Raw genomic sequence first — 14,977 nt, 5'->3', positions numbered from 1 at the left:
GAAGGGGCACGTCAACCCGTTGGTTTTCCTGGCGGAAGTGCTACTTTGAATGGCGGTCGGAAGGAGTGGGCATGCGGCGCTTCAACCCTCGCCTGGCGCTGCTGGTGCTGGCCTTCCTGTCGTGCGCGTCCGCCAGTCCGCGCACCGTCCTCCACCAGAAACAGTCGCCCTATACGCTCGTCGCGGTGACGCAGGACGCGGAGGGCCGGCGCTACCTCCAGTTCGACGAGTCGGGCGCGCTCCAGAGCGTCGTGTGGCCGGGGCAGCCGTTGAAGCTGGAGCTGGGCTACACGCGCATGGCCATGGTGGGGCTGGCCTTCGTCCCCCGTCCCCAGCGCATCCTCGTTGTCGGGCTGGGCGGAGGCGCCATGCCCATGTTCCTGCGCGCGGTGCTGCCCGAGGCGCACATCGACGTGGTGGACATCGACCCGGATGTGGTGGACGTGGCGCGGCGCTACTTCGGCTTCACCGAGGACGCGCGACTGAAGGCGCATGTGGCGGACGGCCGGGCCTTCATCGAGGCGAAGCGCCCCGCGTATGACCTCGTCTTCCTGGACGCGTACGGCCCCGACAGCATCCCCGAGCACCTGGGCACGGTGGAGTTTCTCGCCGCGGTGCGCGCGCGGCTGACGGCGCGTGGGGTGGTGGTGGGCAACGTCTGGGAGGACCCGCCCAATCCGCTTTTCTCCTCCATGCTGCGCACGTGGCAGGCGGGCTTCCGCCAGCTCTACACCTTCGAGGTGGAGGACCACGCCAACCGCATCTTCGTGGGTGTGCCGTCCGCCGAAAAGCAGTCACGCGAGGCCCTGGCGTCCCGCGCCCAGAAGCTGGAGCGGGAGCGAGGCGTGCCCTTCGACTTGAGCGCGATGGTGCTGGAAGGCTTCGCCGACGTCACCGGGCGCAAGGAATTGTCAGGACAGGTGTTGAAGGACAAACGCCAGGCGTCCCCGGCTCCGGTCCCCTGACGCGCGGAGGGGAGCCCGTCGATTGCGCTTCGATGAGGCGCGCGGGATAGACTCCTGCCGCCTCACGGCGTGTCGTGTACCCGTTTCGTTTCGGAGGATGCGATGTCCCCGTCTCACGTCGGGCCGCCCGCGCTGTCGCGTCGGGGCCTGCTCAAGCGAGGGGTGTTCGGAGGCGCGCTGCTCGCGTTGGGGGGCAGCGGAGTCCTCATCCTGCGGGAAGGGCTGTCATTGCCCCTGCCTGAGGAAGGGCTGCTCGTCCTCGGGCCGCGCGAGTACGCCACATTCCAGGCCCTGGCCCGCCGTGCGTTCCAGCCGCGTGAAGGCTGGCCGGACGCGGACACGGTGCGCGTGGCCTTCCTGGCGGACAGGCTGCTCGCGCGGGGAGACCCCTCCATCGCGCGGGAGGTCCGGGACGTGCTGGGAATCTTCGACAACGCGCTGGCGGGGCTGCTCTTCGCGGGCGGCGTCACGCCCTTCTCGCGGCTGGCTCCCGAGGCGCAGGACGCCGTGCTGGAGGACTGGCGGACGTCGAGGCTGGTGTTTCGTCGCGGCGCCTTTCACGCGCTGCGCTCGCTGGCCCATGCCGCTTATTACTCACATCCGGCGGCCATCGCGGCCACGGGTTATGTGGTGCCACAGGGCTTCCATGTCGCGGACGCTCCGGTGTGGCGGGGGCCTGGAGACGGCTCCTTCGCGGGCAGCGGAGGGTCCACGCCATGAGCGGCCGCATCAGGACGGGAGACGAGCTGACCGAGGACCAGACGCTCGCGTGTGATGTCTGCGTGGTGGGCAGCGGCGCGGGCGGCGGGGTGCTCGGGCTGGAGCTGGCGAAGCGCGGGCTGGACGTGGTGATGCTGGAGGAGGGCGGCTACCACACGCGTCGCGACTTCGACCTGAACGAGGCGAAGGCGTACTCGACCTACTACCAGGAGGCTGGAAACCGGGCGACGGATGACCTGTCCATCGGCATCTTCCAGGGGCGCACCGTGGGCGGGGGCACCGCCATCAACTGGTGCGCCTGCTTCCGCACGCCGCCGGAAATCCTCGAGCGCTGGCGCGACACGCACGGGGTGAAGGGCCTGGATGCCGCCACGCTCGCGCCGCACTGGGACTGGCTGGAAGAGCGGCTGAACATCCGCGAATGGCCCATTGAGCAGTCCAATCGCAACAACCGGATTCTGTGGGAGGGATTGGGCGCGCTGGGCTACAGCCGGGGCACGGTGAAGCGCAACGTCCGCTCGTGCGCGTCGCTGGGCGCGTGTGGCCTGGGCTGCCCCACCAACGCCAAGCAGTCCATGCTGGTGACGCTCATCCCGGAGGCGGTGGAGAAGGGGATGCGGCTGTTCGCCAATGTCAGCGCGCGGCGACTGGAGACCCAGGGCGGGCGCGTGGTGGCCGTCCACGCGGAGGTGCTCAATCCGGGCACGGACCGACCCACCGGCAAGCGGCTCACCGTGAAGGCGAAGGTGACGGCCGTGTGCGGCGGCGCCATCAACTCCCCGGGCTTGTTGCTGCGCAGCGGACTCACCGGCCGGGGCCGCGTGGGCAAGCGCCTCTTCCTGCACCCGGTGGTCGTCTCCAATGCCCACTTCCGGGAGCCCGTGGAGGCGTATACCGGCGCGCCGCTCACCGTGTACTCGCGGCAGTTCATCGACCGGGGGCAGGGCAGGCTGGGGTGGCTCTTGGAGGTGCCTCCGCTGCTTCCCATCCTGAGCTCTCTGGCGTTGACCGGCCTGGGCCCGGCGCACCAGGACCAGATGGCGCGGCTGCCGTATGCCAATGCGCTCATCTCCATCTGTCTGGATGGCGTACACCCGGGCGACGAGGGCGGCACGGTGGCCCTGCGCGGCGAGGGGGAATACACGCGCTTCAAGGTGAACTACCCGCTCAACGACTTTCACTGGGAAGCCTTTCGCGAGGCCCTCAAGGTGTCCGCGCGCATCCAGTTCGCCGCTGGTGCCGAGCAGGTGTCGAGTCCACACTCGCGGCCCGTGGTGATGCGCAGCGAGAAGGACCTCGGCTTGCTGGACGACGCGCCCTATGGCCCGCTCCAGCTCTCGGTCCTCAGCGCGCACCAGATGGGCGGTTGCTCCATGGGCGGCAGCCCGGAGACGAGCGTGGTGGACAGCACGCTGCGCTATTGGGACGCGGACAACCTCTTCGTCGTGGATGGCTCCGTCTTCCCCACCGCGCTGGGCGTCAACCCCATGGAGTCCATCCTCGGCATCGCCCACTGGGGAAGTCAGCACGTGGCCGCGGCTGTGTAACAGTTCATGACGGAACGATGATGGTGTTCACGCCATCAGTTGGTCTATGGAGCACTCGTTGTCTCCCAGGCGCGCATGCCTGTCCTTGCGCGCCGTCCCCCACGAGTCCATTTCATATGAGCTCCCAGATTCTGTCTCGGTCTTCTCCGCGTGCTCGGAGGATGACGGCGGCCGTCGTCGTCCTTTCCGCCGTGCTTGGCGCCTGTTCAACGCTGCCGCAGCGTGGACAGGTCGTGATGCGCGACGTGTCCTTCCCTCTGCGGGATTTCCGCATGCCCTCGGGGCTGCGCGTGGTGGTGGAGCAGGACACGCGCGCGCCGGTGGTGGCGGTGGTGGCCCTGGTGGGAACGGGCGGCTCCAGCGACCCGGTGGGCAAGGAGGGCCTGGCGCACGTCGTGGAGCACCTGGCGTTCCGCTCGCGTCACGCGGGGAGCCCGTCGGTGTGGACGCGCCTGGAGGACGTGGGCGCCGGCCAGTTCAATGCCTTCACCAGCCTGGACCACACGCTCTACCAGACGCTGGCGCCCAAGGAGTCGCTGGCCGCGCTGCTGAAGATGGAGGGGCAGCGGATGTCCGCTCCGCTCGCCGGTGTCACGCCGGAGGTCTTCGCGGTGGAGCGCGAGGTGGTGCGCAACGAGCTGCGCCAGCGCAACGAGACGGGCTACGTGGGCCAGGTCTTCAGCTGGATGCACGCCGCCGCCTATCCGGCGGAGCACCCGTACTCGCGGCCCATCATCGGCACGCACGAGTCGCTCACGGCGCTCGCCCTGGCGGACGCCCAGCGCTTCGCGCGCAACCACTACCGTCCGGACAACATCACCCTGGTCATCGCCGGGGACGTGGACCTGGCCGCCGTGGAGGCGGTGCTGATGCAGAACCTTCCCCCCGCGTGGGTGGGCACTGGCGCGCCGCTGGCCGTGGGCACTCGCATGCCGCAGGTGACGGAGCCTCCGCTGAAGGCCGCCTCGCCGTCGATTCCGGAGTTCAAGGCATCCGTCGGCTCGCCCGAGCTGTACCTGTCCTGGGTGTTGCCGCGCTCCTTCGACGAGGCCAGCGCCATCCATGACTTCGTCCGGGTGAACCTGAACCGGAACCTGCAGGGGGCCATGCGCAATGACGGCGACATCGCCGGCATCGGCACGCAGGTGGTGGCTGGCACGCGCTCGTCGCTGCTGGTGGTTCGCGTGGCGCTCACCACGGGAGAGCACCCGCGCAAGTCCGCGGACAAGGTGCTGGACCAGGTCCACGAGACGTGGACGCAGACCATCAATGCCGGAGCGGTGCTCGGCCGCGAGTTCGACTTCCAGTCCATGCGCCGCAACGTCATCACCGGCATGGTGCTGGAGTCCGAGGACCTGATGGCGCGCACCGTCCGCCGCGCGGAGTTGACGCACTTCATGCTCGATGTGCGCGGCTACACCCGCTCGCAGATGGCGCTGATGACCATCGATGGCGGCAAGGTGACGGACTTCGCCTACAAGTGGCTCCAGCGAGACAGGGCTCGCATCATCCTGGTGCGGCCGGGTGAGAGCGCTGGCGTCTCGGTGGCGGCGCCCCCGCCCCTGCCGGTGGAGTACTCCACCCTGACGGCCGAGCAGCGCATCACCCCGTCCATGCTGACGGCCCTGTCCGCGCCCGTGCAGACGCTGAAGCTCGACAACGGCATGGAGGTGCTGCTCGCGCCGAGGCCGGGGCTGCCCGTGGTGCGGGTGGGCGCGGTGCTGGGCGGTGGCTCCACGTACGGTGCCCGTGCGGGCGCGGCGGCGCTGGCCGACTACGGCTCCTTCCGCGAGTCGTGGTTCGAGGGCCATGCCAGCCACTGGGGCCTGCACGTGTGGGACTCCATGCGCAGGGACCACCAGCGCATCGAGGTGTCGGGCACCGCCGGCAACGTCGGCAACATGCTGGCGATGCTGTCCGAGCAGCTGTCCACCACGAGGACCTCTCTGGACGCGGTGAAGTACCTGCAGGAGCAGGTGGTGCCGTGGCGCCGCGCGGTGGATGCGCACCCGGAAGTCCGGGCGGAGCGCGAGCTGATGAAGGCCCTCTATGGGGCCCACGCCTACTCGCGGGACGCCACGGGTGAGGAGATGGCGCAGGTGACCTGGGACGAGGTCCAGTCCTGGATTGGGGATGTGTACCGCCCCGCCAACACGGTGGTGGTCATCGCCGGTGAGTTCGACGTGAAGACGGTGGAGCCCCTGGTGCGCGAGTACCTGGGCGGCTGGAAGCACGGGCCGGCCACGGCAGTGAGTGTGCCCGCGGCGCCGTCGCTGCCCGAGCCCTCCGCGAAGGCCCGCACGCTCGTCACGCCCCGCCCGGGCGCGAGCCAGGGCCACCTGCAGCTGGCCTGCCGGTTGCCCACGGCCACCCCCGAGGCGGAGGCGCGCTATTCGCTGATGGCGGAGCTGGTGTCGGCGTATGCGTTCAACGAGCTGCGCTCGCAGCAGGGTGCCTCCTACGGCTTCAGCGCGAGTACGTGGCTGGCCCGCGGCGGCGCCTCCCACCTGGTGGTGGAGGGCGTGGTGGACGCGCAGCGCATGGCGGAGGGAGCGAAGTCCGTCCAGGCCATGCTCTCCAACTTCGCCACGAACGTGGATGAGCGGGAGCTTTCGCGGGCCCGCACGCGGCTGCTCGCGAGGCAGGCGGTGTCGTACATCTCCTCGGAGGCATGGGTGCAGGCGCTGCTGGACGCGCGCGTGCGCGGCTTCCCGCCAGAGTCGCTGGCCCAGCGTCCCGCCCATCTCCAGGCCGTGACGTCCGCCGCGCTGAAGCAGGAGTTCGACGGTTGCTTGAAGCGACTGGTGGTCGGGGTGGTCGCCGACGAGGGCCAGGCCCGCACCGCGCTCCAGGCGCTGTCGGTGCCTTGATCGCCTGGCTGCTCCCTTGCCTGGCGCGCGGTCGGCCAGGCGAGGGGGCCGTGCGGCGCGTCCTTCCGCTCCGGCGCTGACTACCTTGCCCCGACGGAGCATCCGTCGAGGAGGAGGGCAGGCATGCGGTGGCAGGGAGGACGTCGCAGCTCCAATGTGGAAGACCGGCGGGGCAGTGGAATCGGACGTCCGCTGGCGGTGGGCGGTGGTGCCGCCTCGCTGGTGGTGGCGCTGCTGGTGATGCTGCTGGGAGGAGACCCGTCGGTCATCTCCTCGACCAACTCCGGGGGCGGTCAGGGGACCTCTCGCGACTACGGCACGGGAGGCTCGGGCGCGCCCGAGGACCCGCGTCAGGCGGAGCTCAAGGACTTCGTGTCCGTCATCCTCGCGGACACGGAGGACACGTGGCCGGGCCTGTTGGAGCCGCGAGGCGTGAGCTACGTGGACCCCCGGCTGGTGCTCTTCTCCGGTGCGGTGCGGTCCGCATGCGGGCTCCAGGAGAGCGCGGTGGGGCCGTTCTACTGCCCGCCGGACCAGCGCGTGTATCTGGACCTCGACTTCTTCGACGAACTGGACCGTCGCTTCGGCGCGCCGGGTGACTTCGCCCAGGCCTACGTGGTGGCGCACGAGGTGGGCCACCACGTGCAGAACCTGCTGGGCATCTCCGAGCAGGTGCAGGCCGCACGGCGCAGGGCCTCTCCCGAGGACGCCAACGCGCTGTCGGTGCTCCAGGAGCTCCAGGCGGACTGCTTCGCCGGCATCTGGGCCCACCATGCGCAGAAGGAGCGCCAGGTGCTGGAGGCGGGGGACGTGGAGGAGGGGCTGGGCGCGGCGACCGCCATTGGCGACGACACGCTCCAGCGTCGTACCCGGGGCTACGTCGTCCCCGAGTCCTTCACCCACGGCTCCTCGGAGCAACGCGTCTCGTGGTTCAAGCGAGGCCTGTCGCAGGGCACCCTGGAGGCGTGTGACACGTTCTCCGAGGCGTCCACGCCGTCGCGCCGTCGTCGCTGACTCACCGGGACGATTGGCGTCCAGACCCCTTCCCGCGCTTGAATGGCCCCCCCGTGGAACGGATCCGCGGCCAGCGATGTCGGAGGGGGCGTGCCTTCAATTCAAGCCAGATGGTCCGCGGGACTGCTCCTGGGCCTGCTGTTGGCCGTGCCGGCGGAGGCCCGCTTCGGCAAGCGCTCCAAGCCGAGCGATTCGACGTCGGACACCCACGAGGCCACCGCCATCGGCAAGGAAGACGATGCCGATGACGACGACAAGGACTCCGACTCCGACGATGAGTCCTCCGACTCGGGGAGCGACGACTCGCTGGATGACCTGGGCAACGAGGTGGTGGGGAGCGTGGTGGGGTGGATGCTCCAGGGCATGGTCCATGCGATTGCCAACACGGGCACCCACCTGAACCAGCAGGTCGACGCGAACCTTCCTCCGGGCGTGGCCACCACCGAGCTGAGCACGGAGCGTCGGCACGCGGTGCCGGTGTCCTTCCGCATGGGCGCGCAGAACCTGCTCTGGCGGGGTGACGCGAAGGGCGCCGACATGTTCGTGGGGTTGGAGTTTCGCCGCTTCGGCGTGGAGGGCCACGTGCTGCGGCTGTCGTTGCCCACCGATGACGGGACGGAGGGGAGGGACAGGCTCACGCTGGTGGAGGCGCACGTGACGCATGCGTTCCTCGTGCGCGAGCACCTGCGGCTGCGCGCGGAGGCCGGCGTGAGCACGGCGTATGCGCCGGATGTGATGCTCGTCGGACCCAGCGTGGGGGTGTCCTTCGAGGCCTGCGTGCTGGGCCCCCTGGACCTGGAAGCGCGCACGCAGCTCACGCCGTGGCCATACCTCCAGCTCGACGGCACGGTGGGGCTGGCCCTGCACCTGGGGAGCCTCATGCTGCGAGGCGGCTGGCGAGGCGTGTACCTGGATGACCAGGGCACGGTCGACGGCGTGGCCCACCAGGACCGGCTCCATGGTCCGTACCTGGGCGCGGGCCTCACCTTCTAGCGACGTCCCTTCACCTTCCACCAGAGCATTCCGAGGAAGCCTTCCGGCGGTGGCTCTGGCGGGAGCAGTGACTCCTCGTCGTCGCTGCGCGGCCTCGGTGGCGGCGAGTCACGGCGCGGCGACGGTGAGGGCAGGGGCTCCGTGCTGTGAAGCCCTCGCGAGGCGCGGTCCAGTGCCTCCGAGAAGGATCGCCTTGTCACGTCTCGTGCCTCGATACGCTCGGGGCCGGAGACGCGCTCCAGGGCGCGGACCCGGAGGACGCCATCAGCGCCTTCGACACGGCGAAGGCCACCGACGCGTCCGATGGGTCCCCGGGGTTTTCGTCCGTGATGCATGCCGGACCTCTCGCGGATGGAGCGGAGTCGTGTGGCTCAGGGCTGGCCTTCGGCGGAGAGGGCCGTCTTGCGCGGGATGAACTCCTCGCGGCGCAGCAGCAGCCTCGCGTCGTTCTTGGGGAGGATGCGCAGCTGGAAGCGCCGCTGGTAGGAGTCCCCGGAGGAGAAGACGCCCTTGTCGCTCACCAGCAGCAGCGCGGTGGGGACGGACAGCTTGGGCGCGCGGTGCCCGTAGAAATGCACCACGACGTGGTAGGGGCCGGGGGCCACCTTGCGCGCGTGGTACAGCTCCGGGCCCAGGCCATCGGTGATGTCCCAGTAGAGCTGGCCACCCAGCCGGGTCTCCTTGTGCTGGTAGAAGCAGCGCTCGCCGTTGGGTTCGATGACCCACAGGTCGATGTCCGTCATGTCCGAGTTCCAGTGGGTGGTGAGCTGGTAGTCGATGGGCGTGGGGGACATGCCGCCGTACCAGACCGTGCTGGCCTCCTGGATTTCGCCAATGCGCGTCTTCAGCACGGACGCGAAGGACTCCGCGCGGGGATGTCGTGCCAGCGCGGAGAGCAGGCGCCCGTAGTGATACGCCGCGACCAGACGCAGCTCCACGGGGTGTCGCCACTGGCCTCCCGCGAGGACGATTTCGTAGTTGCGCGCGGCGTCGGCGTAGCGCCCGGAGGCATCCAGCGCGAGGGCTTCCTCCAGGAAGGCCTGTCCCTCGAAGGGGCGGTTGAGGCGGACGTGCTCGAACAGCTCCGCCGCGGCGGGGAACTGTCCCATGGCCAGCAGGCCGTAGCCGACCAGACGCAGGGCCTCCGCGTCCTTGGGCCTGAGCTCCACGGGCGAGGACAGGGCGCGCAGCGCGCCCCCGGTGTCTCCGGCGAAGGCGCGCTGGCGAGCGATGCCTTCGTACAGCGTCACGTCGTCGCGGTTCTCACGGCGTGCCTTGCGGTAGGCCAGCTCCGCCGTGAGCCGGGGCTCTCCACCCGCGTAGGGCTCGTCCCGCAGGGGCTGACGCTTCATCAGGGGCGCCAGGGCGGAGCGATGCTCCGTCAGGGACCGCACCACGGCGAGCCCGGACTTGGGCACAGCGTCCATGCCGAGGCCCTGGAGCTTGTCCTTGCGCTGGTCCTGCTCGCGCTTGCGCAGCGTCTCCAGCGCATCCAGCTCCACGCTCTCGTTCTGGATGGCGAAGCGCTCGTAGTCCGCCGTGGACTCGAGCACGAGCATGGACGCGCGCGCGTTGGCCAGCCGGTAGTGCTGACTGAGCGCCACCACCATCCGGTCCAGTCGCACGTCGTCCAGGGACACCATCCGGGTGACGAAGAGGTCGGCCCAGGCGCGCGGCGCGAAGGTGCTGTTGTCTTCGGTGGACAGGGGCACGCTGAGCGTCTGCTCCACGTCGCCCGCGCGTGTCGCCACCACCAGCTCCGGGGTGCCCTTCTCCGGCAGCCGTCCGGCCACCAGCAGCTCCTGGCCGGGGAACACGAGGTGGGGCCGTCCGGCGACGACCAGGTCCTTCACGGCGGCGCCCTTCACCTCCACGCGGGTGAGCACCACGGACATGGCGCGGTGGGCCTTCGCCGCGGCATCCACCTGGGCCCCGGAGAGCACCGTCACGCTCCGGCCGCCGCTGGCCCGGGAGAGCGCGTCGAACAGCTCCGTGTTCACCGCCGACTCGCCGAAGCGGTACGTCACCCAGCGCAGGGCCTCCGTGCTGCCGTGGCGGGAGATGAGTGACTCGATGGTGCTCTGGCCCCAGGTGACGTTGCCGTCCGACAGGAGGAAGGCCGTCACGCGCTCACCGGGCTTCGCCGGCTTGAGCCACTCACCGGCGGCCCGGTCCAGCTCCGTCAGCATGCCATCCACGTGGGAGGCGCCTTCCAGGTAGACACGCTCCAGCTCGGAGAACGTCTCCTGGCGCCGGGCGGAGTCATTGGTCCGCCAGCCCGTTCCGTGCAGCCACCGGGGCCGCACGTCGAAGAGGAGGACAGCGTACTCCTTCAGCGTGGAGTCCTTCTCCAGGAGCGCGCGCAGGGTGGCGGCCTGGAGCGCCCAGGCGTTGCCGTCCTCCGTGGCCAGCGAGGTGTCCACCACGAGCACGGCGCGACCGGTGGGCGGCCCCTCCGCTTCCGACGTCAGGCGCGCGGGCAGGCGCACGCGGGCATGGAACGCGTGACCCGGAAGGCCCGCGTCGTCCCGGCCCACCAGGACATCCGCTTCGGCGTTCTTCGGCGTGAGGGCCACCGACAGCGCACCGTCGCCCGTGAGCTTGGGCAAATCGTAGGTACGCCACGCGCCCAGCTCCCGTGGCTTCTCCTTCGTGTCGGGTGCCACCAGCACGTCTTGCGTGTGACGCGGGTCCACGTGAACGCGCGCGGACACCTGGAGGTCCTTGCCCGCGCCGACGGGCAGGGGCCACGTGTAGCGCAGGCGCTGGCCGTCATGGAGCAGCGTCTGCTCATAGGCGATGACCACGCGCTTCAGGGAGCGGGGCGGCAGCGGGAAGACGCGCGCGCTGAAGGTGGAAGCCCCGGCCCACTCCAGCAGCGCCGGGTCGACGTTGTTGCGGACGATATCCTCGTAGACCTCGCGCGCGCGCTTCTGCTCGACGACGCGGGCCTCCTGGGGGGCGCCCCATGAGCGCTTCGCACCCGGGGGGCTGGGGGGCGCGGCGGCGGTCAGTTGCTCCACGTTCGAGGTGCCGTCGCCCAGGGGCGGCAGCAGGTCCGACGACTGGAAGAGGGACGGGGCATTCACCGCCACGGAGCCCGAGTAGAGCGCGAAGCCCGCCACGGACGCGCCTCCGGGCAGCGGGTAGTAGAAGGTGCCTTCCAGGTTGTGGTTCGTGTCGTTCTCGAAGAGGTGGTCCACCACCGTGCGCGCGCGGGCGCCCTGGATGTACGTCACCACTCGAATCGCACGCGTCTTCAGCGGCTGATAGCGACCGGACTCGTCGCGCACCAGCACCTTGGCGGCGCGAGGCGCGGTGTCCACCTTGGGCAGCACGGGGGTCGGCAGGTTCGCGGCGGGCTCCGGGCCATCCTTCATCCGCTTCGCTGGCGAGCCCGGAGCTCCTCCTCCCGCTCTATCCGGACCGCCCTTGATGATCTGGATGACCTCCCTCCGGCGCATGTCCATTTCGCCCGCCGACGAGGCGGCCCTGGCGGTTTCTTCCATGGCGGCATCAGCCGGTCGAGGGGGCGAGGCGGAGGGCGCGGGCGGTGGAGGTGGAGGTGGAGGCGGTATGTCCCCGTGGGGCGCTACCCGCTCCGCCTCGACCGCCGGGAGGCCTTCCACCGGCTCCAGCTCCCCCGTGGGACTCGGGGCACCCTGAGCAGACGCCTGGGCATTCTGGAGCAGCTGCTCCAGGTCCTGCTCACTGAGGGTCCGCGGGTCCGCAACGGCATCGCGAAGCTCCGCGACGTCCACCTCTCCGAGGTCGGGAACGCCGGCGACGGTGACAGGCGCCGCGAGGCCCGCCTTGAGGAAGCTCTCGGGGGCGACCGGTGGCTTCGGCGCGGCGGCCACGGGCGGTGCCGTCGAGCCCCGGTCACATCCGGCGATGGCAAGGGACAGCAACAGCACGGCGGTAGAGAGGCGCGTGAGGTGCATTCCGGGGGACGTTAGCCCAAGACGAAGCGCTCCGTGCATGCCCCCAGGGAGGAGGCCCTCAGTCCAGATAACCCCAGCGGTCTTCCTCGAAGACATAGAAGGGACGTCCGAAGGGAATCCGGTCCGTCCAGCCGAGCACGTGTCGCCCGTTGCTCACGTCGTACGTGAAGCCGAAATGGGGCCCGCCGTGTTTCGCCGGGGGCAGCTCGGGGAGGAACTCGGGAACGAGCTCCGCGAGGGTCTGGGGCAGCTGGCCATGTCGCGCCTGGAAGGCCCTGCAGGCCGTGATGAGGCGTTCGGCGTTGCGCTGGGCTCGCTCGCTCCCCGCGCGGTCGGGTCGCAGGACGACGAACACGGTCACCGCCAGGGCCGCCGCGTTCTGGACGAGCCGGCTGGCGCTGTCGCGGAACTGGCGAAGGGTCCTGCCGAGATACCTGGCCATGCATCCTCCCGATGGCCTCGCATCATCGCTCAGGTCCGCGCCGACCTGGGCCGACACTGCCTATCTTTCAAGGAGAGACAGGAGGCCGTGATGCCAGACATCGACGAGCGACAGCGAGGAAGCGAGCCCTTGGGGGATTGGAGGGACCGTGAGTCAGGCTATGAGGACGAGGTGCCCGGCCATACACCCGGCGTGGCCGAGGGAGACGACGACGCGGCACCCCATCGCGCACACCCTTTTCCAGACCCGGACAAGACACCCGGCTGCGCGGAAGGTTGACCGCTCGGTGGTCCCCGACGGCGCATGAGTCGCTTGGATTTGCCGTGCCAGCCTGACAATCTCCGCGCGAATTCATTCGCGACGAGGGCGCGCTGACATGGGGACGGAAGTTCAGCCAGTGCAGGAAGCGGAAAAGGTGGCGCCCGCTTCGGGAGGTCCCTCCCCCCAGGTCGACGGAGCCGCCGCCGAAAAGGTGGCCGTCGGGACGCGCCTGCTCGCGGTGCTGGGAGGGTGGCACGTCCGGCTGGGCCTGACGTTCCTCTGGTTCGCGCTGCTGTTCGCGGCCTTCCAGCCCGGACTGCTGTCCAGCGACTCACTCGACATGCTGTACCAGGGGCGAACGGGGAATTATTCGGACTGGCATTCGCCCTTCTTCGCCTTCGTCCTGGGCAAGACCTTCCTGCTGGCCGGCTCGACGTGGCCGGTGCTCGCCTTCCAACTGGTGGGACTGGCGCTGGGCCCGCTCCTGTTGCTCGGGGGCCTGACCGGGCGACGAGGGCTGGCCGCGCTCGTGTTGCTGGTCGTCTACTGGTTCATTCCCAGCAACTGGGCGGTGGGAGTGACGCTCTGGAAGGACACGTTCAACGGGGTGGCCCTGCTGTGGGCAGTGGTGTTTCTCGCCTGGAGGCGACCCGGCTGGGCCTTCGCCTTCATGGTCGCGGCGACGTTGACGCGCCACAACGCCATCACCGCCAGCATGCTGCTGGTGCCCATGGTGGTGGCGCGCGTGCCCATGCTGATGAAGGGCAGGGTGAGGCCGGTGCTCGCCAGCGTGGGGCTCCTCGCGGTGCTGGCCTCGGCGCCAGGCATCCTCAATCGCGCCGTGGACGCGAAGAAGGACTGGATTGGGGGCGCGCTGTTGGTGTTCGACGTGGTGGGCGTCTACGCGCATGAGCCCGCGGCGATGGAGGGCTCGCCGCTCGTGGCGCTGTGGAAGTGGGATGCGACGCGGATTGCCCATATCTACCATCGGCGCTCGTTGGCCCCGATTCTGTGGGGAGACCCTGAGCGGGGCGCCATCTCCGTGGGGGCGTTCCGCGCGGCGAAGGAGCCCCTGACGCGGGAGTGGCTGCGGGTCGTGCGCGCCTACCCGGGGGCCTATCTGCGGCATCGCTGGGCGGCCTATGTCGCGAACCTCGGCATGGAGGACTTCGCCGGGAACTACTACCGGGAGGAGGGGGGCTTCTTCCAGAGCATCGACAAGAATGACCTGGGCCTGACGCTGCGCAAGCACACCCTGCTTCATCGGGGCTGGGCGGCCATGCGGGCTGCCTGTCCCGACATCTTCATCCGCGGCGGGTCCTGGCTGGTGCTGACCGTGGCGCTGGCCGTCGTGGGCTGGCGGCGTCGCGCGCGAGACGGTGGGTTGATGTTCTGTGTGGCCGCGTCCGGAGTCACCTACGCGCTGGCGTATTTCCCCGTCAGCGTGAGCGCCGAGTTCCGCTTCTACTACTGGACGGTCATCGCCACGTTCGCCGCCGGGGCCTTGTGGCTTGCCCAGCCTCCGTCGCGCCAGGCGTGACGGCGTGTGTGGGGCTTCGGGACGTCTTCCCAGGGAGACCCGGACTCGCGGTGTCGCGCCGTGCGGGGGCGTGGGCTCGACTGAATAGGTGGGAGGGGGCCCCGTCAGACTGTACAGAACGCGGCGCAACCCGCTGCGAAGGAGGTCGTCATGTACAGCAAGCTGATGCGAGTCCTGGTGGTGTGCTCCCTCACGGTGGCTTCTCCTGTCCTCGCGCAGTCGGTGCATGGTGCCTCCCCTGTCTCGACCCCGGGCGTCACCGAGTGGGTTCGCGACCAGCGCCTGGATTCGCGTTCGAACTCGGAGCGTGCGCGGGTGGAGCGCGAGCGGGCCGAGGGGGAGCGTCAGGCGCGGCTGGAGCGCGACCGGGCGGAGCGTGAGCGTCAGGCGCGGCTGGAGCGCGAGCGGGTGCAGCGCGAGCGTGAGCGGCAGGCCCGGGTGGAGCGTGAGCGCATCGAACGTGAGCGGGCTCGAATCGAGCGCGAGCGTCTGGTTCGGCTGGAGCGTGAGCGGGCGGAGCGCGAGCGTCAGGCGCGGGTGGAGCGGGAGCGTCGTGAGCGGGCGGAGTGCGCGCGCTACGGGCATGCGCGCTGCGGCGCATACTCCCGGCATGGTTAGGTGGCACCGCGTCATGAAGACCGGGGGTTGAAGTCACGCGCCCTCGGTTGACGCACGGAAGGA

At 70.0% G+C, this 14,977-nt stretch carries 10 protein-coding genes; 8 read left to right on the top strand and 2 right to left on the bottom strand.

From position 1 onward, the window contains the following. Positions 1 to 71 precede the first annotated feature (71 nt). The 6 genes from HUA76_RS16500 to HUA76_RS16475 all read left to right on the top strand — a co-directional run bounded on the left by HUA76_RS16500 (position 72) and on the right by HUA76_RS16475 (position 8,109). A complete protein-coding gene (locus HUA76_RS16500; protein WP_174461425.1) occupies positions 72 to 965 on the top strand; it encodes a spermidine synthase in 894 nt (297 codons plus the stop codon). Positions 966 to 1,067: 102 nt separating this feature from the next. After that, complete coding sequence (locus HUA76_RS16495) at positions 1,068 to 1,685, top strand: gluconate 2-dehydrogenase subunit 3 family protein (protein WP_141646901.1); 618 nt, start codon at positions 1,068 to 1,070, stop codon at positions 1,683 to 1,685. Beyond that, positions 1,682 to 3,232, top strand: a complete 1,551-nt coding sequence (locus HUA76_RS16490; protein ID WP_174461424.1) for a GMC family oxidoreductase — start codon at positions 1,682 to 1,684, stop codon at positions 3,230 to 3,232. Before HUA76_RS16495 ends, HUA76_RS16490 begins: the two co-directional genes overlap by 4 nt. A gap of 116 nt (positions 3,233 to 3,348) precedes the next feature. Beyond that, positions 3,349 to 6,102, top strand: a complete 2,754-nt coding sequence (locus tag HUA76_RS16485) for a pitrilysin family protein (protein WP_174461423.1) — start codon at positions 3,349 to 3,351, stop codon at positions 6,100 to 6,102. 123 nt (positions 6,103 to 6,225) lie between these two features. Continuing rightward, positions 6,226 to 7,116, top strand: a complete 891-nt coding sequence (locus HUA76_RS16480; RefSeq protein WP_174461422.1) for a neutral zinc metallopeptidase — start codon at positions 6,226 to 6,228, stop codon at positions 7,114 to 7,116. 90 nt (positions 7,117 to 7,206) lie between these two features. Then, a complete protein-coding gene (locus HUA76_RS16475; protein WP_174461421.1) occupies positions 7,207 to 8,109 on the top strand; it encodes a hypothetical protein in 903 nt (300 codons plus the stop codon). Positions 8,110 to 8,480: 371 nt separating this feature from the next. On the opposite strand, the gene HUA76_RS16470 is transcribed toward HUA76_RS16475, so the two are convergent. Together HUA76_RS16470 and HUA76_RS16465 are read right to left on the bottom strand one after the other, a co-directional pair. Then, positions 8,481 to 12,053 carry a hypothetical protein gene (locus tag HUA76_RS16470; protein WP_174461420.1) on the bottom strand — a complete coding sequence of 1,191 codons (3,573 nt, stop codon included), beginning with the start codon at positions 12,051 to 12,053 and terminating at the stop codon, positions 8,481 to 8,483. A 58-nt stretch (positions 12,054 to 12,111) separates the two neighbouring features. Next, complete coding sequence (locus HUA76_RS16465; protein WP_141646907.1) at positions 12,112 to 12,495, bottom strand: hypothetical protein; 384 nt, start codon at positions 12,493 to 12,495, stop codon at positions 12,112 to 12,114. Between the two features lie 376 nt (positions 12,496 to 12,871). On the opposite strand from HUA76_RS16465, the gene HUA76_RS16460 reads away from it, so the two are divergent. Beyond that, positions 12,872 to 14,296 carry a hypothetical protein gene (locus HUA76_RS16460; protein ID WP_174461419.1) on the top strand — a complete coding sequence of 475 codons (1,425 nt, stop codon included), beginning with the start codon at positions 12,872 to 12,874 and terminating at the stop codon, positions 14,294 to 14,296. Positions 14,297 to 14,446: 150 nt separating this feature from the next. Next, positions 14,447 to 14,914 (top strand): ATP-dependent DNA helicase, encoded by a 468-nt coding sequence (locus HUA76_RS16455; RefSeq protein ID WP_174461418.1) that lies wholly within the window; start codon positions 14,447 to 14,449, stop codon positions 14,912 to 14,914. Positions 14,915 to 14,977: the final 63 nt, after the last annotated feature.

This window comes from Myxococcus sp. CA056, from assembly GCF_013336715.1.
In the GTDB taxonomy this organism is placed as follows: Bacteria; Myxococcota; Myxococcia; order Myxococcales; family Myxococcaceae; genus Myxococcus; species Myxococcus llanfairpwllgwyngyllgogerychwyrndrobwllllantysiliogogogochensis.
Note: the sequence above shows the minus strand (reverse complement) of the source record. Positions and strands in the feature narration are given on the sequence as shown.

Bases quoted from the DNA above. Each gene is read 5' to 3' on its own strand.
- HUA76_RS16500 (WP_174461425.1), top strand. From the start codon at position 72: ATGCGGCGCTTCAACCCTCGCCTGGCGCTGCTGGTGCTGGCCTTCCTG.
- HUA76_RS16495 (WP_141646901.1), top strand. From the start codon at position 1,068: ATGTCCCCGTCTCACGTCGGGCCGCCCGCGCTGTCGCGTCGGGGCCTG.
- HUA76_RS16490 (WP_174461424.1), top strand. From the start codon at position 1,682: ATGAGCGGCCGCATCAGGACGGGAGACGAGCTGACCGAGGACCAGACG.
- HUA76_RS16485 (WP_174461423.1), top strand. From the start codon at position 3,349: ATGAGCTCCCAGATTCTGTCTCGGTCTTCTCCGCGTGCTCGGAGGATG.
- HUA76_RS16480 (WP_174461422.1), top strand. From the start codon at position 6,226: ATGCGGTGGCAGGGAGGACGTCGCAGCTCCAATGTGGAAGACCGGCGG.
- HUA76_RS16470 (WP_174461420.1), bottom strand. From the start codon at position 12,053: ATGCACCTCACGCGCCTCTCTACCGCCGTGCTGTTGCTGTCCCTTGCC.
- HUA76_RS16465 (WP_141646907.1), bottom strand. From the start codon at position 12,495: ATGGCCAGGTATCTCGGCAGGACCCTTCGCCAGTTCCGCGACAGCGCC.
- HUA76_RS16460 (WP_174461419.1), top strand. From the start codon at position 12,872: ATGGGGACGGAAGTTCAGCCAGTGCAGGAAGCGGAAAAGGTGGCGCCC.
- HUA76_RS16455 (WP_174461418.1), top strand. From the start codon at position 14,447: ATGTACAGCAAGCTGATGCGAGTCCTGGTGGTGTGCTCCCTCACGGTG.